This window comes from Blautia sp. AF14-40, from assembly GCF_003479665.1.
Lineage (GTDB): Bacteria > Bacillota > Clostridia > Lachnospirales > Lachnospiraceae > Fusicatenibacter > Fusicatenibacter saccharivorans.
On record NZ_QUHK01000019.1, the window covers coordinates 31,279 to 54,140 of the forward strand.

A 22,862-nucleotide genomic window follows, 5' to 3' on the forward strand; every position below is an offset into this window, starting at 1 on the left:
GGCAGCGTCAGTGCTGCCCAAAGTTACACAGCCTGTTTCTTCTGTTTCGCAAGGATTTCCAGAAGCTCCTGCCGATCTGTGGTAATCAGCTCCTTTTCCAGATTGGAAGCCTTAAATTCCACAGTGATGTTATTATTGTTGGTTGAGATCAGACCGTTGCCCCGCTGGAAATGGGTGATGTTCATTACTTCTGTTTCCGATAAATGCAGGATAGTCTTCACCCGCTGTGCCTCTTCATCCTCCATGTTCAGGATGATCTTGGTCTTGCAGTTATTGATGATACCCTTGCCGTACTTCCCGTCATCCAGAGCAAAGAAGTCGTTCAGATCCTGTGTGGCAAATATGCCGGCTCCGGAGTAAGCCCGGATGATCTTGGCAATTTCCAGTACGAATTCCGCTGCAAGCCGGTTGCTGGATGCACCGATGAGCTGCCAGACCTCATCGACAAAGATGGCTTTTTCTTCGGTACGGTTTTCCTTCGCTTTATCCCAGACATAATCCAGGGCTACGAACATGCCGACCGTTAAAAGATCGCTGGAACCGGTCAGTTCGGAGATATCCAGTACCGTATATTTATTGGTCAGGTCCACATTGGTCTGCTGGTTAAAGGAAGAAGCAGAACCATGAACCAGCCGGTTTAAGATGTGCGCCAGACGCTTCGTATCTTCGCTTTCCAGCAGGACATTGTAGACATCCTCCAGAATGGGCATCTTTTTGTACTGCTCCGGATGCTGCGGATCTGTCAGGGATTCATTTTTATGTGTAATCCCTTTTAAGGCATAGGTTTTGATCAGGGCTTCATCCAGAAGCTGCTTCTCCTCATGGGACATATCCGGGATCAGCAGACTGAAGAAGATGTGAAGCCTTTGAATCTTGCCAGCCAGTGCGGAGGCATCGAGGGTCGGTCCGTCTAAAAGTTCATTTACAGAATTGTCTACCTTCCGGATTTCCATGATGTTGATACAGTTTTTACTGGCAGGGGAGATCTGGATAAATTCTCCGCCGACATTCCTTGCAGCCCGGTAAAATTCGTGTCCCTTTAGGGGAGCGATGATGAACACCTGGATGCCTTTTCTTCGCATCCTTAGTGCCATGGTCTGCATGGTGAAGGTCTTTCCTGCTCCCGAACAGCCTAAGATACAGATGTTGCTGTTCTTGTACTGCCTGGAATCAAAGATATCCGCAATGACCAGGGAATTGTTATGCTTGTTTACCCCAAAGAGGATTCCGTTATCATCGCAGATACTGTAGCTGACGAAGGGATAGCAGCTTGCCGCCCCGGAAGTCAGTACGTTCCGCTTGGACAGCTTAAAAAGCTTCTTGTCCAGATTTGCCAGCGGCAGAGAGGAGAGAAAGCCCTGCTCCTGCAAAAAGTAGCAGGAGTGTAAGTTCATATCCTGCGAAATCAGGAGCTTTTTCATTTCCTGAATCCGCCACTGCAGTTCTTCCAGAGTGGAAGCGGTAATGGTGATGAGAAGATTCATGTAATAGAAATCTTCGTTGTTGGCAAGTCCCTGCTTCAGAAAATATCCGGAGCGGATGGCAGAATTCAGGTCATCATAGTCAGTGTTGGTATCGGACGCATCCTTTAATTTGGAACGGTTGATACGGATCTGCTGACCGAGACGCTGCTGGATCTTGTCCTTTGGCTGTTTCTGGAGAAAGAAATCAATATCAATCCCTTCCCCGGCATTGACAAGGAGTGACAGCCATCCGGGAGTTACCCGGTTTTTGTAGCCGTCAGACGGCACAAGCAGGTAGGAATGGTAAAGCCCATTGATCTGCACATAATGGGAGTGCTTGAAATCCACACTTTCCGGTGCGAGAAACTCGTTGATCCGGATGTGATCCAGTTCCTCCATGCGGTTTTCCTTTGTATAGGCGGACAGTACAGTGCTGATCCGGTCCGGAAGCGGAACCTCCGTACAAAGGGTACGGTTTAACAGTGTGTACAGGACATCTGTGGTAAATTCATCCTCATTGTCATGGGTGACCACTTCATTCCCGCACTGGTACAGAAAGGTTTTGGCAGTCTGGGATGCCGTCTCAAGGGCGGCAAGGATTTCCCGTTCCTCCTCCTTCCGGTTGGCATTGAAGGGTTCATACTCAAAAATCAGAAAGAACCGTCTGGATACTGCTTCTCTGGAACTTAAGTTCTGGACAAACTGGATGTAGTCACGTTGCAGCTCCTGACAATGAGGATCGGTTTCCCGCTCCAGCTCCAGCCGGGACTGCTCCAAATGCTTATTGATGTCTGCTTTTTTGGAGATCATCTTGATCTGGAGTTTGACCGGGCTGATCTTTAAGTAGCTGATAAAGCTGTAAATGATGCCCTGCTGTTCTCTGGCACTTCGAAGCAGGAAGTTGATTGGTTCAATCTCCAGGATCTTCACGTACCGTCCGTCTGTGGTATAGACGATCCCGTTTTCGATTTTTTCCACCGGAAGATAATCCTCCAAGGTCTGGTCTTTCTTTCGCTTTTTCCGGGAAACGGGGTTTGCCGTGGCAGATGAGGCGTCCTTCTTGGAAACCACCTTCTTTTTCTGCTCTTTTTTTGCCGCCCGATTTTCGGAAACTGCCCGTTTTTCTTCCTCCTTTCGTCTCCGGGCTTCCGTTTTTTTCTGGATTTTTATCTGTTTCGCCGCCTCTTTTTTCTGTCGGCTGGCTTCTTTCTGCTCCCACTTTAGATAACGGATATCTTCCTTTGCCTGTTTTTTGATGCCCCGCTTGGTGGAGGTATCAAACTGTCGGTGTTCTTTTTTTTTACTTTTTGGCGGGGCTGGTGCGTCCGGTTCAGACTGCGGGGGAGCCGATGCCATTACTTTGGAAGGCTCTGCCGTTTTTTCTGCTTTCCGGTGTTTCTTTGTCTTTGGCTCTTTGGAACGTGGGTTCCTGCGTGGCTTTCCTTCCGGAAGACTGTCGGACCTCCAGATTACCCTGCGGTTCACTACAAAACGCAAGGCATTCATCAGAAAGGCAGTGATGCTCTCTCCGCCGATTCCAATCAGGGCTACCATTGCCGCCGGAAGTGCGGTCATGCAGAGAATGATGATGCGGGCAGTCAGGGACAGCGGCAGGTGGGAAACAGGGATACCAATTGCCAGGGAAAGAACAATGCTTTCTATGGCATTGCGGATGTCAAAAGTTCCGTTTAGGATCTTGCCTTTCTCAATGAAGTTGGGCGGGATAAAGGAAACCGGTGTTTCTTCTGGCTGTGTCATGGCTGCACCTCCTTTTTCGTATCTTTCGCATCTTTGGAAGGCACAGAGGCACTGCCGGATTCTGTGTCCGGAGCTTCCGGGCTGTCAGAAGTATCCGGATACCCGCCTTCCTGCAGGTGTTCGATGTCCTGCGAAGTCAGGGACGGCAGGGAATCATCTGTCTGTTTTTCGTAAACAGTTGTATCTGCAGAGACCTGTACCCCGTCTTCTCCAAATAAAAACACACCCGTCGGGGTGTGGTAGGTAACCGGAAGCGTATCCTGATCGGAAAGTGAAAACATCAGGCAGACGGTTGTTTCGGTAGGGTAGCTGGTTTTTTCCGGCAGGAAGGTGATGCTTGTCTGTTCTTTTTTGACATACTCTTTTAGGTAGACAGGAAACTGCTCTTTGAGAGAAGCAATCTGGCTGTCGGAGAAAAATGCTTTTAAAGCATCAAAATCCAGATATTCCGGCATGGGGGTATCAGAATTTGTTTCTGTTGTTTCCTTTGCCGGTTCCCTGCCTTTGTTTCCGGAAGCTTCTTTTTTCTGGCTTTTCCAGAAACTGGGGAGAACCAGTCCGGCAAGCAGCAGAAACAGCATCAGGAAAATGGAAAGAATCACTTTTGTTCTGTTCATAATGGCTCCTTTATTTTTTGTCGAAGATCCAGTAGGCATTTGCCGTGGCATGGATTTCCGACATCATATCAAATTCACGGTTAATATAGTTCTTTGCGTCACTGTCATTGGGATCATTGACCAGTACCTTGCCGTTTGCCGTAACACCTCGGAGTACGATGAAGTGTCCGCCGCTGGTGAAAAGTCCTGCCCGCTGAGAGGAGATGACCGGACAGCCTTCGGAGAGTGCCTGAAGTACCGTATTGGCATTGCTGGTCTGTGTGACGCTGCCACAGCCGAAATGACTGGCTGCAGCCTGAAAGTAGCTCCAGTAGGTTCCAACTCCCGGCTTGTAATAGGAATTCCCGCACCATGCCACCGCATCCGGAGGGGTAATGGTATTCCCGGTCAGGTAGCTGGCGATCATGGCAAAGCTGGTAGGCCCGCAGCCGGAAGATGCGATAGAGCCGCCGCCATAAGGAATGTTCCCGTAATCGGTCTGGAGATAGTGCGGAATCTGCATTCCGTTTGCCGGATAGCTTCCGCCGGTATTGGTAATCTGATAATACCGGAGAACATGCTCCACATATTCCTTGTCCCCATACCGGTCATAATGCCAGTTCGGACGGGCACACATCATATCCGAATAAGCAATGGCGTTTTCTTTGGTATAACCGCCGTCACGTTCCATTGCCCAGTCGATATAGCCGGAGCCGTAATTGTAACCCTGAAGCGCCAGCTTGATGCGGTCCAGGTCGGTAGGTCCGGTACATCCTGCTTTATCCAGTGCATACTTTAATTCCTGAATCCCACATTCGATGGAATAAGCAGGATCGGTGATGCCGTTGGGGACATGGGGGTATTTCTTATTAAAGCCGCCTTCTGCCGCCTGCATGGGATCGCTTCCACGCCCGCCGCTTTCCTGCATCATGACTGCCATGAGGAGTTCCACATAAGCTTCCATGCCGTATTTCTGTGCGACCTGCTGGATGGTAGCCCGGTAAGCCAGCACCTCATCGCTGACACCTACCGCCATGGCAAGACCGGAAGCGGAGCCGCCAAAGAACATGGTCAGGTTTTCCACATAACTGTCTGCCGTTTTTTTCTGCTTATCGGTCAGATGAAAGACGTGATCTGCAAAGTAGGCATCTCCGGCATAGCTGACCGTGTAGGTATGGCGGGTAAAAGTAACCTTTCTGGGTGGTGCATTTTCCTCTTCCGCCGGAACTTCCACCGTGGCCGTTTCTGAAGTAACGTCATAAGAAAAAAGCCCGTCCTCGTTTTCCCGGATCAGGCTTTTGAGTTTGCTGATATTTATATTTTTATAGTCATCCTGGCTGGCACAAAACTGTGCGATGAGCTGGTTCGCATTTACGATGATACTGGAAGCGTAAGGATCGCTGATAGAGGCAGTATCTCCTTCCGGGAGTCTGGCAATTTCCGCATTGATCTTAGCAAGCAGTGCATCATGGCTTTCCTGAAGCACCTCCACGATTGCCTGATTGGAAGCCCGGATATTTTCACTGATTACCGTGTTGCTGGTCAGTGCTCCGGTATTTTCAGAGAGGTCTCCGAAGACGAGTCCCGGAAGCATGACAAGGAACAGAATGGGAAGCATCAGTACACCGCCGACGGCTGCTCCAGTTTTCGCAAGGGTGCGCCTGTGCCGGAATACTGTACCGATGACAGCAAGAGGACTGCCCATCAAGGCTGTTTTTGGCATGTTACATACGCTCCTTTCGCTGTGGGGCTGGCGGCAGTTTCTGGACAATGGATTCATTGTAGGCTACTTTGCCGCTGCCGGAAGTATATGGTGTTTTTTCGACCGTATCCTGTGCATACTGCTTGTACCAGGTGGAACCGTCCACGGACTGTACCGTAGAGTAGGAGCCCTGAGTAGGAGCTGCATACTGGTCGGCATGGTACAGGGCAAAATCCCGGTTCCCGGAGCTTCCGGTTTCGGTACCGGTGATCCTTCCGCCACCGATTTCTACATTATCATAGGAAGAACCGCCGCCCGGATTGATGCCCATATAGGAAGTAAAGGCTTTCTGTGCGTCTGCTCCCTTGATGGAACCTACCTGACCGTAATTTCCCTGTGCAATGTTGCTGATGACCTGATTGGCAAAGTCTCCGCCTTTGTTCAGGGATGACTGGTAGAGCATGTTTCCGATACTGCTGTGTTCGGTATAACCGGTTGCGGAATTGACCGCTTCTCTTTGTACCTGTCTTCCCACTGCCCCGGCAAGCCCGCCGGATAGGAAGCTTCCTGCGACAGCCGCACTTCTGGGAGAAGAGGCTTTGTGGTAGCCGCCACCACCATGGGAACGCATGGAACCGGTCAGGCTCCGTCCTGCAATCAGAAGTTCAGCCATCATGTTTCCTCCGGTATTGCCGACATTGATGCCAAGCGATGCCAGAAAAGAATCAATTTTCTGGGATACCTTTAAAAAGGCAATGGCACACAGGAACCAGACGAAGACATTTCCGGTTACCGCTTCCTTTCCCTGACTGGCAACTGCCGCTTCCACGTCTGCTTCCGTAAGCTCCGCTGCAAAGACCGGCATGGAGCAAAACAGTACCAGACAGGCAGTTAGTACCAGGAATGGTATGAGTTTCTTTCTAAGTTTCATTTTGGTCCTCCTTTCTTATAGGGATAACGGATTGGCAAGGAAGGTGCCGACCATAGAAGTAAACAGCCGCAGGCACCACGCATTCATCAGAAGCAAAAAGAACTGGCCGCCAAGCATCCGGCACCAGCTTTTGAAGATATTTCCGGTTGACTGGCTGGCACCCATGGAAAAAGCTGCCGGGGCTGTGTAGACCAGTACCCCCAGAAGAATATAGCGTTCTGCCGCTTCAAAGAGCAGTTTGATGTAGTTCCACGCCAGAATCAGTACCAGAATCAGTGCAATGATGGCTACCGCCCCATTTGCACAGACTCCCAGGATGACTGTGACTACGGAGTTAAAATCCGCAAATTTTAAAGGCGGCAGGTCTTCCGTCAGAATCCAGTTGTACGGTGTTCCTGAAATCTTCAGGAGCAGATCCACAATATCTTTCGCATAGAAGGTGAGAAAGATAAAGAGGAAGGAACGGATGGACAGCTTAATGGGATCTTCCGCTTCGATACCGGCTCCCATAAAGTAATTTTTAAAGAGCTGCCATACCCAGTTTAAGAGGATCAGCCCGATGCCCAGTGCCAGAAAGACCTGATACATGGTCTCGGCAGCAGGAAAGTAGCGAAGAAACGTATCCATGGAACAGCCCAGAGCACCGAGGACTGAAGTGGTGATCAGATCCAGAATGTTCATGACCTGTTCGGCAATCCATTCCACGATTCCGTCAAGTATTCCCATAGTGGCATCTCCTTTCGTCTATCCGTTCCATTTTCCGCCTGCAAAGAACGGGGTGATGTAAGCCATGATAAAGCCAAGCCCGTTTAAGATCGCCCAGGTAATGACGATACGCTTGAGCCATGCACGTGATTCGTCCACGGTTTTTCCGCTTTTGGAAAAATTCATCATCAGAAGGGCAACCGATGCCGTTACGACTGCAGCAATGGTGGAAATGAGGATAATCTGGTTATAGACATCCTTCATGATCTCATTGGCTTTGGTCCAGATGGTAGCGGCAAAAACCGGCTGTGTGTATCCGCAGAGGACTGTGACAGCCAGAAATGCAGCATACAGGCATTTGCCATAATTGACATGCCGTTTTGTGTCCGGCGGAGCGTTTTTCAGTTTGTGTTTCACGTAAAGGTACCTCCTTTTTATAAGAGCGGCAGGAGAAGTATCTCCCCTGCCTTTGCTTATGGTTTTCCTGCCTCAAGAAAAGACGCAGCCCGGTCAATGCAGGCTGCGTCCTAAATCAAAGTATGAAATTGTAAAGATCCTCCTATCTTACAGAAAAAACGCAGCTTATTTGCCGCAGGAGAGGCTTCCCATACGGCAGTGCTGCGTTTCGTTCTGCATATAATTTTGACAATATCAATTTTAACATGGGTAAATTACCGCTACAATCGCAGGACTGTGCCAGTTACAGACGATGGAGTGCCAAAAACGTGACCAACGCTAAAAGCGTTGTAAATGCAATCCTTATGGATACTGTAAGCGTGATTTGCAACCAATTATACTGGATTTACATGACTAATGCTTTAAGCGTTAGTGAATACTGGAAGGAGGAGGTGTGCGTGTGAAAGGAATGGGAAAGGCAATCCGCAGGTACAGGGAAGAGGCAGGAATTACGCAGGAGAAACTGGCTGAACTGGTGGATATCAGTACCAACCATCTGGGTGCGATTGAGCGGGAAGTGAAAACACCTACGATGGAAACATTTGTAAAGCTGTTGAATGTATTAGGTGCGGAACCGAATGAAGTGCTGAAGGAAGTGATTCCTCTTACCAGAATGGAACATACTTCTGTAGTGGAAGGAAAGCTGGAAAGGCTCACACCGAAGAAGCAGGAAAGCGTGCTTCGGATGCTGGATGTGATAATTGAAGAGATGATGATATAGAAGCTGTCTGCGAAATTGCCGCAGGCAGTTTTTTTTGAAAGCTGTATATGCAATAAAACACATAAAAATATGCGATTTATGATGAAAGTGATTGCAAGATTTGATATAGTAATCCTAAAAGCATTATAAAACTAATTCTTAAAGGATGACTATGATATGAAAAAGGGATATGTGGGATTATTGGCATGTGCGTCAGGAATTCTGATCGGACTGGGAATCAGCCGGCTGGATCTGACAGGTTATCTTGAAAAAACACAGGAGCAGGAATATCACCCGGTAGAAAGAAAGGTGCCTGAATCAGTAGAAAGCAAGCTGAAAGATCCAAAACAGTGCTGGCTGTGTGGAAGCGATGAACGGAGTATGATGGATTATTTCCGGAAGTTTGACGATCTGGGAGTGATCTGTACCAATCACTGGTATGTGATGGATATGCATATCCGGAATCATGATGAGGACGGGAATCTTACCGGCCCGCAGGGAAACGGGCATATGGGTTATACCGGGACAGGAGAAGGCGGCTGCTTTTTCCATACGGAGCAGATGTCGGATTACGGGATTTCCGAAGTATCGGTGGATTACGGGGAAGATAGTATCTTCGATGTGAAAAAAGTACAGAACCATCTGTGTCAGGAATGCCTGGATAAGCTGGTGGAAAGCATGGAGGTATTCTGTGAGGAAACGCAAAAACCAAAGCCCCGTGATCTGGTACTGGTGGATTTTCAGACATTGGAGCTGTACGCCATTCAGGAGCATAATGCGGGATACTTTATCCGGGATTATTATGTGGAAATTGAGTCAGAGGAAGACAGAGTGGAAGTAAAGGCATTTTACTGCCCGAAACTTAATAACGGGAAAAAGGATGGAGAATGATTTGAGGTTTGCATTGGTGAGGAATATAATGTAAGTACGTGTTATGTATTAGAAAAATATGAATTTAACAGAAAGAAGGATTGTTATGAAATTTATCAAAACTAGAAAATTCACATGGATAATTTGTATAATAGGATTTTTGCTTGCTCTTGTAAGTATATTTTTCTTACCGAGTATTATTCCAGTACATTTTGCAAATGGGATTGCGGATGATTATGGAAGAAAAATACAAATATTTTTATTTCCTATATTACAAGTGCTTATCACTTTTTTGACTGGACGAGAAAAAGTAAAATATTGCCTGACACATTCAAAAACTTTCTTAACGGACATTCAGTTTAATTGGATGATAGATGGTGTACTTTTATTGGTAATGTTTGCAGAAATATGGGTTATCTATGCTTCATTTGCATAGAAATACTTGCATAACAATTTACATTTGATTGAGCAGATAAAAATGATTTGAGATGGTAGCAATGAAAAAGCGATTGGGAATCATAGCCGGAATTTTAGGAATTGTATTGGCAGTCATTGGCATTGTACTGAAGCAGAAAGAAAACACAGCCGTTTCTGTTATTGGTGGTGCGGATGGCCCGACTTCTATTTTCATAGCAGGGAAGTTAAATGGTGATAATTTTATTTTTATGATTGTAGTTGGAATTATTTTATTGATTTTGGCAGGAGTTATTTTTTACAAACGTAAGCATTAAGTTACAGTTTTTTAGACTGTGTATGGCGGAAGAACCGGGAAAGTGTAGATATATCATGGGGATTTTGGAAAAAAATAAAAAAAGTAAGGGTACAGCGTTTGTCTATGATGAGAATAATGATTACTATAAGATGGAAATAAACGGGATTGAATTTGTCTGTGACAGTATACATTCCGATTATGAGAAGCATGCAGTTGAACTGGCACAGGCGTATGAGAAAAGGCTGCCGGATATCGTGGATTATCTTATGCCGGATATAAAGGAGATGTTTGGAATTACAAATCCAGATGTAATAGCAAACTCACTAGGAAAGCCGAGTATAGATTTGGATAGAGGAACACTGACTTATCTGGAGCACACAATGGACAGCCTACATATCATTGAGATGGAGTTTGACGGTATCTTCACGGCATTCTATAATTCCTGTATTGATGGATAGGACTTTAGTAACATAGAGCTGCAGTTGTCTACAGCTTTTATCCAGACTTCGGATGTTACAGAGAAGCAATCAGAAATGGATTGATCGATTTCTGAAGCAGTATCCGGTGAAATCCTTGAACATATGAAGGAAAAGTATGTATGTTAATTTTATTTTTATTGTAGACAAAAGATAGGACTGATATGATAAAAGAACAGGTTATTACAAATAGAGGTGGAGTATTTGATGCAGAAAATATTATTACTGGAGGATGACTCGAATCTAAATCGGGGAATTGCCCTGTTACTTTCACGGGAAGGGTATGAGGTTCGTCAGGTTTATACAATAAAGGAAGCAAAAGAAGCATTTCAAAAAGGAGATTATGCTCTTGTTATCAGCGATATTACATTGCCGGATGGTACAGGACTGGATTTTGGAAGGATGGTACGTGCAGGTGGAGATACATATCTTATCTATCTTACGGCTTTGGATCAGGAAATAGATATTGTAAATGGTTATGATACAGGGGCAGATGATTATATTACCAAACCATTTTCACTGATGGCGTTGGTGTCGAAGGTGAACGCATTGATGAGACGGCTTTCTAAGGTACAGGCACAGATTATGTCTTCCGGAGAGATTACGGTGCATATGAAAACGATGCAGGTGTATAAAGGGGATGAACCAGTTACTTTAAGTAAGAAAGAATTCTCTCTGTTGCTGTATCTCTGGGAGAATGCAGGACAGATTGTTTCAAAAGAAAGTATCCTGGAGCATGTATGGGATATAGACGGTCAATTTGTCGATGATAATACGGTTACTGTCAATATAAGCAGACTGAAGAATAAACTTGGAACAGAAGAGATAGCGAATGTGAGAGGACTGGGATATATATGGACCGGAAAGGTAAACAAAAATTAAAACGGTATTTTATCGTATATGTAATCTTTGCAGTATTTTTTACAGTAGGAATGTATCTGATAACAAAGTATGAGGAAAATGCGAAAGCAACGCAGATAGCACTGCTCCTTGCAGAACATCCTGAACTGGAAGGGGAAATAGTTGCAATCTGGGAAAAGTCAGGAACAGTAGATTTTATAAGAGACCGGGACGATCAGAAGATAGAAAGAGTCGTACAGATGCTGGAAGAAACTTATGGTTATCACTCAGGGAGTGGATCTTCAGATGTGGTTATAAGGATTATCTGGGGAATTGGATTACTAGTGGGAGTCATAGTATGTGGCCTGTTCTTGTACCTGGACCGAAGAAAAAACTGGAGCAGATACGGTGATGAGGAACAATTACAGCAATTATATGAATGTCTGCAGGAATTCAGAAAAGGAAAATTCCAAACATATCCTGAAGAAACATCAGAATCGGAACAATGGTTAAAGGTGTGGGAATCTGTAAAGGAGCTGGGGCAATATTTCGAAGATTTGAAGGAACGTCTGGAGCAGGAAGAAAATGGTACGAAGAGTCTGATTACAGATATTTCCCATCAGTTGAAGACTCCGCTTGCATCACTCCGGATGAGTCATGAGCTGGTGGCAGAAAATCGGGTTACAGGAGAAGAACAGAGGGAGTTTCTGGAGCAGGAATCACAGGAACTTACCAAACTGGAACAGCTCTTGAATGAACTGGTAAATCTTTCAAGGCTGGAAACACATATGATCCAGATACATTCGCTTCATGAAAGCCTGAAGAAAACGCTAACAGAGGCTGTCAGTCAGATTTATATGAAGGCAAGAGGAAAAGATATTTCCATTCAGGTGGAGATGGATGATGATATAGTTGTGAACCATGATTCAAAATGGACGGTAGAAGCATTAACGAATATCCTTGAGAATGCAGTCAAATATTCACCGGAGCACACAACGATTACAGTGAGGACGCAGGAGCTAGCAAGCAATGTGCTTATTGAAGTAGAAGATGAAGGAATGGGCATTCCTGCGGAGGAACTGCATAAGATCTATCAGAGATTTTACCGGGGAAGGAAAGCAAAGGAACAGGTAAAAGACGGAGCGGGTGTCGGTCTGTATCTTGCCAGAAAGATCATAGAAGAACAGGGGGGGACAATAGCAGCCAAAAGAAAGGCTGAGAAAGGTATGATATTTAAAGTGACACTGCCGCTCATAATAGGAGAATAGTCGGAACCCTTACAAAACTGTTATGGTTGTTGTAAGGGTTTTGTAATGCAGGAATGTTATAGTAGGGGTATGAAATGGAAAGGGGACTTGAAGATATGAGTAGTATTTTAAAAGTAGAAGATCTAGTAAAGTATTATGGAGAAGGCGAGAATCAGGTGAGAGCCGTGGATCATACAAGTTTACAGATAGAGAGAGGCAAGTTTACAGCTATCGTAGGACGTTCCGGCTCCGGAAAATCTACACTTCTGCATCTGATTGGAGGGCTTGACAGACCGGATTCCGGCAAAGTATGGATTGATGGAACCGATATCTATTCTCGAAAAGATGATAAACTGGCACAGTTTCGAAGAAAGAAGATAGGATTTATCTTTCAGGATTTTAATCTGATTCCATCGCTGAATGTGTGGGAGAATATCGTTCTTCCGCTGGGACTTGATAATCGCAAGGTAAAGCCGCGGGAAGTGGAAGATATTCTCAAAAAAATCGGACTGCAGGATAAGAAAGATGCGATGCCGTCTGCTTTGTCTGGTGGACAGAAACAGAGAACTGCGATAGCCAGGGCATTGGTGACAAGACCGGCGATAATTTTGGCGGATGAGCCGACTGGAAACCTTGATTCCCAGACTGAGCTAGAGGTTATGAGCCTATTGAAAAGCTGCGTGTCGGATTTCGGGCAGACGCTTATCATGATTACCCATGATGAAACGATTGCCCAGATGGCGGATGAAATGATTATCATTGAAGATGGCAAGGCGGTGAGAAGATAATGAAGATGACGACCAGAGTTGCATATTGCAATATGCGGCATTATAAGAGCAAAAACATACTGATTGGAATTGCCATTATCCTGACAACATTACTGCTGTTCGTAATCCCATCAATCGGAAAAGATATGGTGGAAGTGAACTTTGCGGTAATCAATAAGATTTATCCAACATGGCATGCCCTTTATCGGAACGTGGACGAGAGTACAGTTATGAAACTGGCGGCACATCACGATGTGAAAACTTACGGACTCCGCAGCGATGCGGGGTACATGAATCTGGAAGATGCGACGGTTTCCATGATGTATATGGACAGAACAGGGATGGAACTTTATAAAGTGAAGCTGAAAGAGGGGCAACTTCCGCAGAAAGAAAATGATATTGTGGTTTCAAAAGGAATACTGGAAGCATTAGGACAGAATGGGAAAATCGGTGACACCATCACAGTACCTTATCAGATTCTGAAAGATGACGGACTGGATTATACGAAGGAGAAAGAATTTCGAATCTGTGGCTTTTTAGCAGATAATGAGAGCAGCAAAGAACAAAAACAATATACATCATTGGTTTCAGAGGCCTTTCTGAAAGCGGAGATACCGGTAGAACAGGTGAAATATCGGTTTTTACTTCAGGTGAATGGACAGAAAGGAAATACGACTGCAGATTATACAGAGACGATACAGAATATTGCCAGACAGTTCGGGATTTCCGAGGATGACATGAATATTAATAAAGAGTATCTTGCAGCAAATTATGTGGATCCGGCTACAATTCCGGTGATTGTAGGAATCATGCTTATTGTTGTATTGGCGGGCATTATCACAATTTATAGTGTTTATTATGTATCTATGAACCAGAGGGTTCGGGAATTTGGAAAGTTAAAGGCAATCGGGGCTACGAAACGGCAGCTTAGACAAATCGTACTAAGAGAGGGAATGGGAGTGGCGTTGTTTGCTATTCCGATAGGACTTTTGATCGGAACAGTTGCTGTGAAAGTTGTACTTCTCCAGTTTGTAGAACATGCAAAGGATTCAAACGTACTTATAACAGAGGCATACAAGGTTGTAGCTAAAGGAGAAGTCCAACTTTATTATTGGTGGATTTATCTGTTGGCAATTGCAGTGACTCTGTGTACAGTGTATCTGTCACTGATGAAGCCTATGCGTATGGCGGCGAAGGTATCAGAAATAGAAGCTATGCGTTACCAGGGAGGCAGTAAGCGACAGAAAAGCAGCAGGAAGGGATATCAATTTCTGAATATCGGACGACTGACCAAGAGAAATCTTGCAGAGAATAAAAAGAAGAGTACTATCACGATTGTATCTATGGCCGTTACCGGAATATTTGTCATGATGGTAGCAACGGTGCTGTCTTGTGCAAATCCGATGGAAAGTGCAAAGAGTTCGATTGTGGGGCAATATGAGATTTCTCCAATTGTGGAATCCGGGAATAAAGAGCATCCAGAATATGAATGGGCGGAGGTTCAAAAGAATAATCCATTAAATGAAGGACTAAAGCAGCAGATAGAGGAGCTTGACGGTGTTGAGCGGGTAGATGTGTTTACCGCGTTGAAGGTATCAGGAGGACCTTTTGAAGAAGAAATTGGAAGCGAATTTATCAATGGAGTGCCGGAAGAATACGCAGAAGAGCTGAAAAAAGGAATCACTGAAGGCAATGTCACATACGAGGAATTGAAATCCGGGGATAAAGTGATTCTGGACCGCGCGCTACTTCACTGGTATCCAGATATTAAAGTGGGAGATAAGCTGAAACTCAATATTCATGATGGAGATAATACCTTTCAAAAAGAGATTGAAGTGGCAGCAATTGGTGATTATGGAAGAGGTCTGACAAACTATAACTGTCTTATCATGGCAAAAGAAGGGGCAGAGAAACTTACCATAAATAATTCTTCCAGCTATTTTCAGGTGATTGCAGATAAGGATTATGATGAGGCACTGGAAGCATCTCTACAGGCTATTGTGGATGGATCAGGCAGACTGCAGATGCGTACTTGGAAGAATGAGTACGATACATGGGAAAATGCCATGCAGATGACTAGAGGTGCATGTTATGCATTTATCATCATTCTGGCAGCAATCAGCATTATGAACTTGATTAACACAATGATCAATAGTGTCCATGTGCGAAAAAAGGAGCTTGGCATGATGCAGGCAATCGGAATGTCGGACCGTCAGTTGATGAAGATGCTCCAGTTGGAAGGTATATTCTATACAGTAGGCACTCTTATTATCAGTATCGGAGTGGGAAGTCTTGCAGGATATCCGTTGTTTTTATATGCAAAGCGTACAGGAATGTTTGATATCAGCACATACCATTATCCGGTAACAGCAGCTATTATTATAATTTTAACATTGTTTGTGATACAGATGTTATTGGCAATATTCATTGCAAAGTCAGTAAGGAAAGATTCATTGATAGAGAGAATTCGTTTCAGTGAGTAAGAATATAAATTTCTGATGTTTAATGCAGATACTAATCAATGTCATAATAAAAAGGGGGACTTGATTTCTCAAATCCCCCAGTGTATAATGAACTCAAGAAAGGTATTCAGATGCAAAATCTGATGCCCTCAGTTAAATTTTATATTCTATGTATAAGTCATAGCATCCAAAACTTTCCTAGGGTCGTGGATGCTATTTCTTATTATGTCGATCTATATAAGTCAAAGCCGCAAAAATTACCAATAGTAAAGTCAATACTTCCATTGTATTCATGGGCATCACCCTCCTTGGATACTAGAGGGCAAAATCGAAATGCATCCGTCTTTCCGGTTCAGTAATACCGAATCAGTATAACACGTTACCGTTTTCAGTACAATAAGGTAATGGTCTGAAAAATACTTTATTCTGTCACCTTATGTAGCTGTATCGTGAGTATTTGCTGGACTAATTGGTGCTGTATATGAAAAAAAGCTATTTAAAAATAAGGTGGAAGCCTTATATGGTCTGCTTGATGATGCGGGTGATGATGCCGAGGGCAACATTACGCTCTTCATCAATATGCGTCACCACAAAGGATACCTGATCCTTTTTCCCGACTGTCCGGCTGTCATAGCAGGAGTGGGCAATGGCATTGACACCGATGGAGAGCCGGACAAAGACGGTGCCTTTATGGATGTCTTCCACAGTTCCGGCGTATTTTCCCTGAATCTTACATTTTTTCATGTTTTCCTTGCTGGTGTTGCCTTCCACACTTTTGACATCTGCGTGGACAATGACCTGCTCCGGTGAGTCTGCCCGCACATCCAGGATGCGTACCAGGATGTGATCGCCTACCTGGAAGCGTTCTCTGGCATCACCCATCCAGTCGAAGGACAGGTCTCTGGCAAGAATGGAGGTTTCCACACCGAAAATTTCTGCCCGGACTACCTTTTCCGCAACAGCAATGACTCTTGCCTGCACGATACGGTCTTCATAAACTTTCGGCATTCCGGAAGCATCTTTATCCAGATAGAAGATCTGGCGTTTCTTCAGCATCGCTTCTTTCCGGCTGGCGACAATGCTGCGTGTCTTCGGATCTAATCCCTTAATCAGAAAATCAATCTCACATCCAAGCATATTGTTGAGGATTTTGTTCTGCCGCAGAGCAAGCTCCCCATAATCGTGTGCTTCATCCTGCATGAGATGGATCATCATCTCAGTTACTGGGATGACAGTACGGAAATCCTTGTAGTAAACCACGGCAATGAGGCTGCCGTTTTCTGTTTTCTCGATACCGCCAAGCATTCCGGTTAAGATCCGGCGGGTACGGTAGGCATTCTGGATCTCATGCCAGGTAAGGTCTGAAATGGACTGGGCTGTTTCCAGCTTCGCATCGGAATCCAGAGTTAAAATAGGTGTGTTGGTTGTTTCGTTTGGCATCATAGTGTCTCCTTTCAAATTATGACATGATAGAATCTTTATCTAAAGGAACCATGTCTGTGTGATCCGAATAGTTATCTGCTGAGAAGTCATCCGGGAAATCGTGATAGCCAGGTTCCTGATAAACGCTTTGCTGGTCAAAGTGCGGTTCAGCTTTTTTCTTTTTCTGCTTTCCATAAGAAGCGGTTTTTTTCGGGTGGGAAGCAGGAATAGTTGGAGTGTACGTATATTCTTCACTACATGCTCCTTTTCTCCATTCCGGAATATGTTCGGAAGCCTTCCGGGGAATGAGTTTTTGGGCATCCGGGTGCAGGGTGTAATCGTATTTTTCTACCTGCAGTACCTTCTGACCACGCAGGATAATCAGTGCAGTATCCAGCGGGAGCCGCAGGATCTCATCCGGAGTTAAGAGCTTTCGTTTCCCGATGGATCTGGTCTGGCGGTATTCCGGTGTATAATCGGATACCCTCCAGCTATTTAATTGTTTGGCTTCGCTGCTGACACCAACGGTCACATCACCGGAGCGGTTAGAGATAAATGTAGCAGTTACCTCATCCGTACAGCCTAAAAATAGCTGAGTGTCGCAGTTCCCGATGATTTCCTGCCATTGGTTTAAGGGATACCGGTTCTGCATCTGAGGCAGGTTTTGGAAAATGCAGGAAATACTGAGGTTTCGACTTCGGATCACGGAAATCTTTTTGTTGAGCGATAGGATTGCTCCCGTATTCGCCAGCTCATCAGCCAGGATATGTACCGGAACCGGCAGTTTTCCATCTTCCCCATAGGTGTCTGCATAACGGACCAGTTTGATAAATACGAAGGTCATAAACAGGGAAGAAAGAAAATCAAAAGTGCTGTCTTGATCCGAAGTGATGCAGAAGTATGCACATTTTTCTTTTCCCGGCAGCGTCAGGTTGATCTCATCATAGGAAGTGATCTGGCGGATCAGCTTGTTCTGGAATACCTGAAGTCTGGAACCGAGTCCGATGATGACGCCGGAACGTACCGTGTCACTTGCCTGCTTATAGATGCAGTAGGGGACTTTTGCCGGATGGGAGACCGGAAGCAGGTCAAAGAGGCTGTTCAGTTCTTTTTCCGAACTCATGGTCAGGAGTTTGTATACCTGTCCGATATTCTTTGCCTCCGGTGGGAATCCCTGATCCACATAGAGAATCAGAGCTTTTAATAAGTTCATCTCGGCATTGTCCCAGAAGTGATCGCCTTTGGCAGAACCGGTATTCTGGATGATGACATCAGCAAATACCTGTGCCATGGTTTCCTGTCCGCCAATTTCACCCAGACAATTCCAACTATCCGAGTTTTCCGGGTTTACAAGATTAAAGGATTTCACGATATATCCGGCATTCTCAAGGTAAGTGGCTGTACTTTCGTACAATTCCGATTTTGGATCGGTGATGATGAGGCTTTCCCCGCGGGCAACACACTGGAAGATCATGTTGCGTGCAAAGGCCCGGCTTTTCATGGAACCGCTGGCACCGTAAACGGCAATATTCCGGTTCATGCGGGTATCCTTCGGGAGACAAACGGCTTTTCCGTTCAGTTTTCCAAGAATGGTTCCCTTGTGTTTCTTGACATCATTCGTAAGCTCCAGTACCTGATGCATTTCCTCCAAAGTCATAAAACCGGAAGTCCCATAGGTTCCCTTTGTGGAATAGTTCAGGTTCCGGCCCCGGTCTGTTATTTCCCCGTTTCGGTCAAATCCCATACGCATGAGAAGGAAGGTCAGGAGTCCAAAAGCTGCCAGACATAGAAAAATCCCATACAGATTGTACGGGAAAGCAGTCAGGGCATCCAGACAGGCGAGCGGGTGCGGGGAGGGGATCTGCGGGGCAGTTCCGTTTCCGGCAAAATTGCCGGCAGATTCCCAGGTCTGATAGTTGCGGATAAATTGAGCAACATAGCCTCCTGCATAGAGGGTGCAGAAGGTGATCGGAAGCATATAAATGAGCTTCCACCATTTACGGTTCATGTAAAAACCCCCTTTTGAATTTGCAAAGGTCAATACTGGAGAAATGGATTGTGGCAGTTAAGTATTTTTTCAGGACCGGAATCTGAAAATCGAAACAGATCAGGTTCCCGGATCTGCCGTATACATTTAAGCCGGTATTGAACCGGTTGATTCGCTGCATGTCAAAATCATAAGCAAGAAGGATGGGGTTCCCGGAAGCATCCGTGGCATCATGTTCCAGTGGAATTGAATCGCTGCGGCAGCCCAGATCGGACAGCAGGAGGTTGTCCAGCTTTTCCATGATCTCAGGGTGAACCAGCAGTTTTAAAAGCACTTCCCCTTCCGGAGTATTGGGAAGGTAATGGAAATGCTCGAAGGAGGTGTCCAGCATAAACAGGCTCTTTTTGTAGCCTCCGGTACTGGTAAACAGCCGGAAAGCCATTTCCATGTCGGTTCCGGTCATGATTGCCCGGATCTGTGGATGTCCGTTGTAAGGGTAGCCTTGCAGGTAATGCTGCAGGAAGGCGTTTAAGCGGACTTCCGTTCGATATTCCCATTTCAGGACTCCGTTTCCCGTGTTATAAAGGACATAGACACATTGCGGTGCCATCAGGATGCCCATGCTGCGGGAGTTCCTAATCTTCGTGGTCTCCGGGCCCAATTCCTTAATTTCTCTGGAAGCGTAAAAAAGAGGAAGGCTTCGCATACCGATGGAACCAGCTTCGCGGTGATTACAGAAGATGTCAGGTTTTACATCCGGATAAAAGGGAATCCCGGCATGAAGGAGTGTCAGATACGTTTCGGCTTTCTGATGTAAGCGGATACGTCGGGATACTTCACTTCGGATGAGGTTCGTCTCGGTATTGCCGGTCAGATAGCACTGGAAGCGTAGCGGCGAGACAGATAACAGCATCTCTTTCGCAGCTTTTGTAAGACGGTAGCCTCTGAGAGCATCCCGGTAGTGGGTACGGATGAGGTGTTCCGCCTTCAAATCCGTAATGAGTTTTTCCGCATAGGAGGCACTTGGGATGAGTCTGTTTAGCTGGTCTGCGGGAAATTCCCCGCACATCCCTATCATTTCCAGTAAGCGGTATTTCGTAGTGTCAGGTCTTATCAAATAAGCATCACCTCAATTCAGTTCTTACCCATGCAAGCCTATACTTGGGTAAATCTCCGGTGGTTTGGAGATAAAAAAAGCAAGAAAACAAAGTTCCCTGCGGTGGTTCTTACCGATGTCGGATTTCTGCCTGAGAAGTCAGGAGATTTTCCGACATGCTTTCGTGATGATTTTTCTGGTTCTGCAGCCATTTCGGAAAGTCAGCTTTTTCCATAACCGATACCAGTGTACAGTCCTTTAAGCCAAGCTGTGTCGTGTAGTAGGAATCACAGAAAAAGCCGCTGTCATCTGTCAGAACATAAGTACAAAGTGTATCCAGAATCTGTTTAAACTCCAGATTGTCATAATCCCGGATACGTCTTTGAGGAAGTTCCCTGTCATATATTTGACTGAAACATATCACGCAGTCACGATAGAGGGACAGGGCATTTTGTTTTACATACTCCCGAAGCATATAATTAAGCGGTTCATGGAGAAATGCAGTGTTTGTGTGGACTCTTCGTTTCGGAAGCAGTCCGGGAAGCGTAATGGTGAGAATCCCCTGCTGTTCTGCAATCCGCATTCCCTGTGCATCTGCCGCTTTGAGAAGATAAGCTGCTTGATTTGGGGAGAGAGCCGGACAGACAAGGTTACGCATCTGGCAGGCAATCCGCTCCGCCCGAAGAGCAGCACTGACGCTCAGTTCCTCAAAATTTTTATCATAATTCTGGATATCAGTGACCTTCAGAGCGTAAACGGTATTCGTCAGTTTTTGCAGCTCCCCTTCCAGTTTTTCAAGCCGCTGGTAAATGGTTGGTGTATTTTGCGTCATAATAACCTACTTTCTCATGTAGTAACTGACAGCACCGGATTCATTTACAAGGCAGTAAGCGGCTACATCATCAATGGTGATTTTGGCAGCCTGGCTTTCGGATTCTAAGACAATCAGGCGTTTGGAACCATGTGATGGGATACTTTCCATCACATGATTGATCAGAGCCTCCTGTTCTTCACCGATATAGATGATTTCGTATTGTTCATCTTGCGAAAAGAAATTGAGCTTGATTGGAAATTCGCCACTGGTGTGGTATACAACACCTTTCTTAAAATCCAGCAGTACCCAGAAGCATGTAATTATAGCATAGTCAGGATTCTCAGCAGACTGCTGGCTGTCACAAAGAAGGTCATGCTCTTTATCGTAAATGATGCGCCCTTGTTTGATGAGGCTGGTAATCAATGACTTGATAGACTGCTCATGTCGGGAGAAAAGTTGTAAAACCTGGTCATACCTCAGAGTATGGTAAGTGGTAATGAACCGTAAGAGCTTGGCTCCCTCTCCTTGATAGATTTCGTTCCTTGTTTTCATGATTGACTCCCTTCTATATATAATAGGAAACTTTATACATATGGCTGTACGTACAGGATACGTTTGGTATTGTAAGTATAGTGTACGTACAAAGTACATAGAACCTGCTGTCAGCGATTGAATTTACAGGTACAAAAAAAGCACCATCTATGGGTGCTGGAAATAAGGAAAACTATAAGCAATACCTATTGTAGCATGGGTAATTTTACGCTTCAATCGCAGAAGCAGGTCATTTCTGTGCCATTTTCACTGGTTGGCATAAAAAAAGCAGGAAACCATTTTGATTCCCTGCATGGTGTATTGTTGTGCTTTTGTGTAGTTCTAATGATTACTTGTCTTTATAAAATGCTTCGAAAGCTTGTGCGAAGAATTCGGCTGTACCATTGCCGTATTTTTCATCTATCATAGGTTTGATTTTTTCATTACGGTAATATTGAGCCTGTGCAACCATCAGACCGTGTTCTTTCTTTATCTGTGAAAGTTGTTTCATAAGAAAACCGTATTCGGAAACAAGTTCTCTTACTTCAGAAGAATCTGGTGAACATACTTTTTTAGCTGCTAATTTGTATAAAAGATTGTCAAATTGTTGGTTGTAACTTTCTGCAGCCTCTTTGCTAATAGGATTGTTGGCAACAGACAGGAATTGCTCTTTTCCTCCATACCACTCAACAACTTTAGCATAGCCTTTCTGCATTTCTTCTGATGAAACTGTCTTAATATAATGCTTTTTCCATTCTTCAATGCTTCCAAACTCTTTTACAGCAAGTTCTTTCATATTGTCAGGCATATGTTCAAACATAGTTTGGAACATTTCTTCAACTTCCGTTTTACTAAAAATCGCAAAATCCATTTTATTCTCTCCTTTCAGGATATCATCAATGCTGGCAATCAGATGTTCCATACGTTCTTTCTTTGCTACCAACATTTTTCTCTGCATTTGCAAGATCTGGTTCCTTTCAAGAGCAGGATTCTCCAGAACAGCTTTGATTTCTTTCAAAGGAATGTCAAACTCACGGAAAAACAGAATCTGCTGTAATATTTCCAATGCCCTATCGTCATAAAGCCGGTATCCCGCATCACTTTTTTGTGTTGGTTTTAAAAGCCCGATTTCATCGTAATAGTGAAGCGTGCGAACGCTGATACCTGTAAGTTCTGATATTTCTTTGACTGTCCTCATAGTTGCTGACCTCCTGTTCCTGATAAGATAACTGTACGCTATGACGTTCCGTGAGAGTCAATATATATTTTGCATTTTTTAGTATAACATTTTTATGATATTACGAAAAGCCGAGGAGATAGGCGATAT

21 protein-coding genes are annotated in these 22,862 nt (G+C 44.9%); 9 read left to right on the forward strand and 12 right to left on the reverse strand.

All coding sequences use genetic code 11. The features are described 5' to 3' along the window. Window positions 1-23: 23 nt before the first annotated feature. Genes DWW13_RS13105 through DWW13_RS13130 form a run of 6 tightly spaced genes read right to left on the reverse strand, consistent with a single transcriptional unit; the run spans window position 24 to window position 7,572 of the window. Window positions 24-3,221 (reverse strand): TraG/VirB4 family ATPase, encoded by a 3,198-nt coding sequence (locus DWW13_RS13105; protein WP_117536982.1) that lies wholly within the window; start codon window positions 3,219-3,221, stop codon window positions 24-26. Further along, a complete protein-coding gene (locus DWW13_RS13110) occupies window positions 3,218-3,838 on the reverse strand; it encodes a DUF5038 domain-containing protein (RefSeq protein WP_158575516.1) in 621 nt (206 codons plus the stop codon). The genes DWW13_RS13105 and DWW13_RS13110 overlap by 4 nt, the downstream gene beginning before the upstream one ends. A 10-nt stretch (window positions 3,839-3,848) precedes the next feature. After that, window positions 3,849-5,540 (reverse strand): lysozyme family protein, encoded by a 1,692-nt coding sequence (locus DWW13_RS13115; RefSeq protein ID WP_005333517.1) that lies wholly within the window; start codon window positions 5,538-5,540, stop codon window positions 3,849-3,851. Window position 5,541: 1 nt separating this feature from the next. Further along, window positions 5,542-6,450, reverse strand: a complete 909-nt coding sequence (locus DWW13_RS13120) for a hypothetical protein (RefSeq protein ID WP_117887986.1) — start codon at window positions 6,448-6,450, stop codon at window positions 5,542-5,544. Between the two features lie 15 nt (window positions 6,451-6,465). Further along, entirely contained in the window at window positions 6,466-7,176 is a 711-nt protein-coding gene (locus DWW13_RS13125) for a hypothetical protein (RefSeq protein ID WP_005333522.1), read from the reverse strand. Between the two features lie 18 nt (window positions 7,177-7,194). Then, window positions 7,195-7,572, reverse strand: coding sequence for a fimbrial protein (locus DWW13_RS13130; RefSeq protein WP_182396778.1), 378 nt, complete (start codon window positions 7,570-7,572; stop codon window positions 7,195-7,197). Between the two features lie 448 nt (window positions 7,573-8,020). Between DWW13_RS13130 and DWW13_RS13140 the strand changes: the two genes are divergently transcribed. From DWW13_RS13140 to DWW13_RS13180, 9 genes are all read left to right on the forward strand, one after another. Then, window positions 8,021-8,332 (forward strand): helix-turn-helix domain-containing protein, encoded by a 312-nt coding sequence (locus DWW13_RS13140; RefSeq protein ID WP_243026141.1) that lies wholly within the window; start codon window positions 8,021-8,023, stop codon window positions 8,330-8,332. Window positions 8,333-8,488: 156 nt separating this feature from the next. Beyond that, window positions 8,489-9,202: a hypothetical protein gene (locus DWW13_RS13145; RefSeq protein WP_117887989.1), complete on the forward strand. Its 714-nt coding sequence runs from the start codon at window positions 8,489-8,491 to the stop codon at window positions 9,200-9,202. 85 nt (window positions 9,203-9,287) lie between these two features. Next, a complete protein-coding gene (locus tag DWW13_RS13150) occupies window positions 9,288-9,617 on the forward strand; it encodes a DUF1648 domain-containing protein (protein ID WP_117887990.1) in 330 nt (109 codons plus the stop codon). A gap of 52 nt (window positions 9,618-9,669) precedes the next feature. Further along, window positions 9,670-9,912 (forward strand): LPXTG cell wall anchor domain-containing protein, encoded by a 243-nt coding sequence (locus tag DWW13_RS13155; RefSeq protein ID WP_330413909.1) that lies wholly within the window; start codon window positions 9,670-9,672, stop codon window positions 9,910-9,912. Window positions 9,913-9,967: 55 nt separating this feature from the next. Then, window positions 9,968-10,351: a hypothetical protein gene (locus DWW13_RS13160; RefSeq protein ID WP_226850873.1), complete on the forward strand. Its 384-nt coding sequence runs from the start codon at window positions 9,968-9,970 to the stop codon at window positions 10,349-10,351. 225 nt (window positions 10,352-10,576) lie between these two features. Next, entirely contained in the window at window positions 10,577-11,251 is a 675-nt protein-coding gene (locus DWW13_RS13165; protein ID WP_117823340.1) for a response regulator transcription factor, read from the forward strand. Then, window positions 11,224-12,477 carry a sensor histidine kinase gene (locus tag DWW13_RS13170; protein WP_117823338.1) on the forward strand — a complete coding sequence of 418 codons (1,254 nt, stop codon included), beginning with the start codon at window positions 11,224-11,226 and terminating at the stop codon, window positions 12,475-12,477. The genes DWW13_RS13165 and DWW13_RS13170 overlap by 28 nt, the downstream gene beginning before the upstream one ends. Before the next feature lie 95 nt (window positions 12,478-12,572). Next, window positions 12,573-13,244, forward strand: coding sequence for an ABC transporter ATP-binding protein (locus DWW13_RS13175; RefSeq protein WP_172676439.1), 672 nt, complete (start codon window positions 12,573-12,575; stop codon window positions 13,242-13,244). 5 nt (window positions 13,245-13,249) lie between these two features. Beyond that, window positions 13,250-15,706, forward strand: coding sequence for an ABC transporter permease (locus DWW13_RS13180; RefSeq protein WP_243026135.1), 2,457 nt, complete (start codon window positions 13,250-13,252; stop codon window positions 15,704-15,706). 495 nt (window positions 15,707-16,201) lie between these two features. Here the strand turns inward: DWW13_RS13180 and DWW13_RS13185 are convergent, their stop codons facing one another. The 6 genes from DWW13_RS13185 to DWW13_RS13210 all read right to left on the reverse strand — a co-directional run bounded on the left by DWW13_RS13185 (window position 16,202) and on the right by DWW13_RS13210 (window position 22,733). After that, complete coding sequence (locus DWW13_RS13185; RefSeq protein ID WP_005333538.1) at window positions 16,202-17,128, reverse strand: S1 RNA-binding domain-containing protein; 927 nt, start codon at window positions 17,126-17,128, stop codon at window positions 16,202-16,204. Between the two features lie 16 nt (window positions 17,129-17,144). Then, window positions 17,145-19,115 (reverse strand): VirD4-like conjugal transfer protein, CD1115 family, encoded by a 1,971-nt coding sequence (locus tag DWW13_RS13190; protein WP_022415647.1) that lies wholly within the window; start codon window positions 19,113-19,115, stop codon window positions 17,145-17,147. Further along, complete coding sequence (locus DWW13_RS13195; RefSeq protein WP_022415648.1) at window positions 19,105-20,211, reverse strand: hypothetical protein; 1,107 nt, start codon at window positions 20,209-20,211, stop codon at window positions 19,105-19,107. Before DWW13_RS13195 ends, DWW13_RS13190 begins: the two co-directional genes overlap by 11 nt. A gap of 109 nt (window positions 20,212-20,320) precedes the next feature. After that, a complete protein-coding gene (locus DWW13_RS13200) occupies window positions 20,321-21,022 on the reverse strand; it encodes a DUF6100 family protein (RefSeq protein WP_117887992.1) in 702 nt (233 codons plus the stop codon). Between the two features lie 6 nt (window positions 21,023-21,028). After that, entirely contained in the window at window positions 21,029-21,556 is a 528-nt protein-coding gene (locus DWW13_RS13205) for a DUF5697 family protein (protein WP_005333543.1), read from the reverse strand. A 328-nt stretch (window positions 21,557-21,884) separates the two neighbouring features. Beyond that, a complete protein-coding gene (locus DWW13_RS13210; protein WP_005333545.1) occupies window positions 21,885-22,733 on the reverse strand; it encodes a MerR family transcriptional regulator in 849 nt (282 codons plus the stop codon). Window positions 22,734-22,862 lie beyond the last annotated feature (129 nt).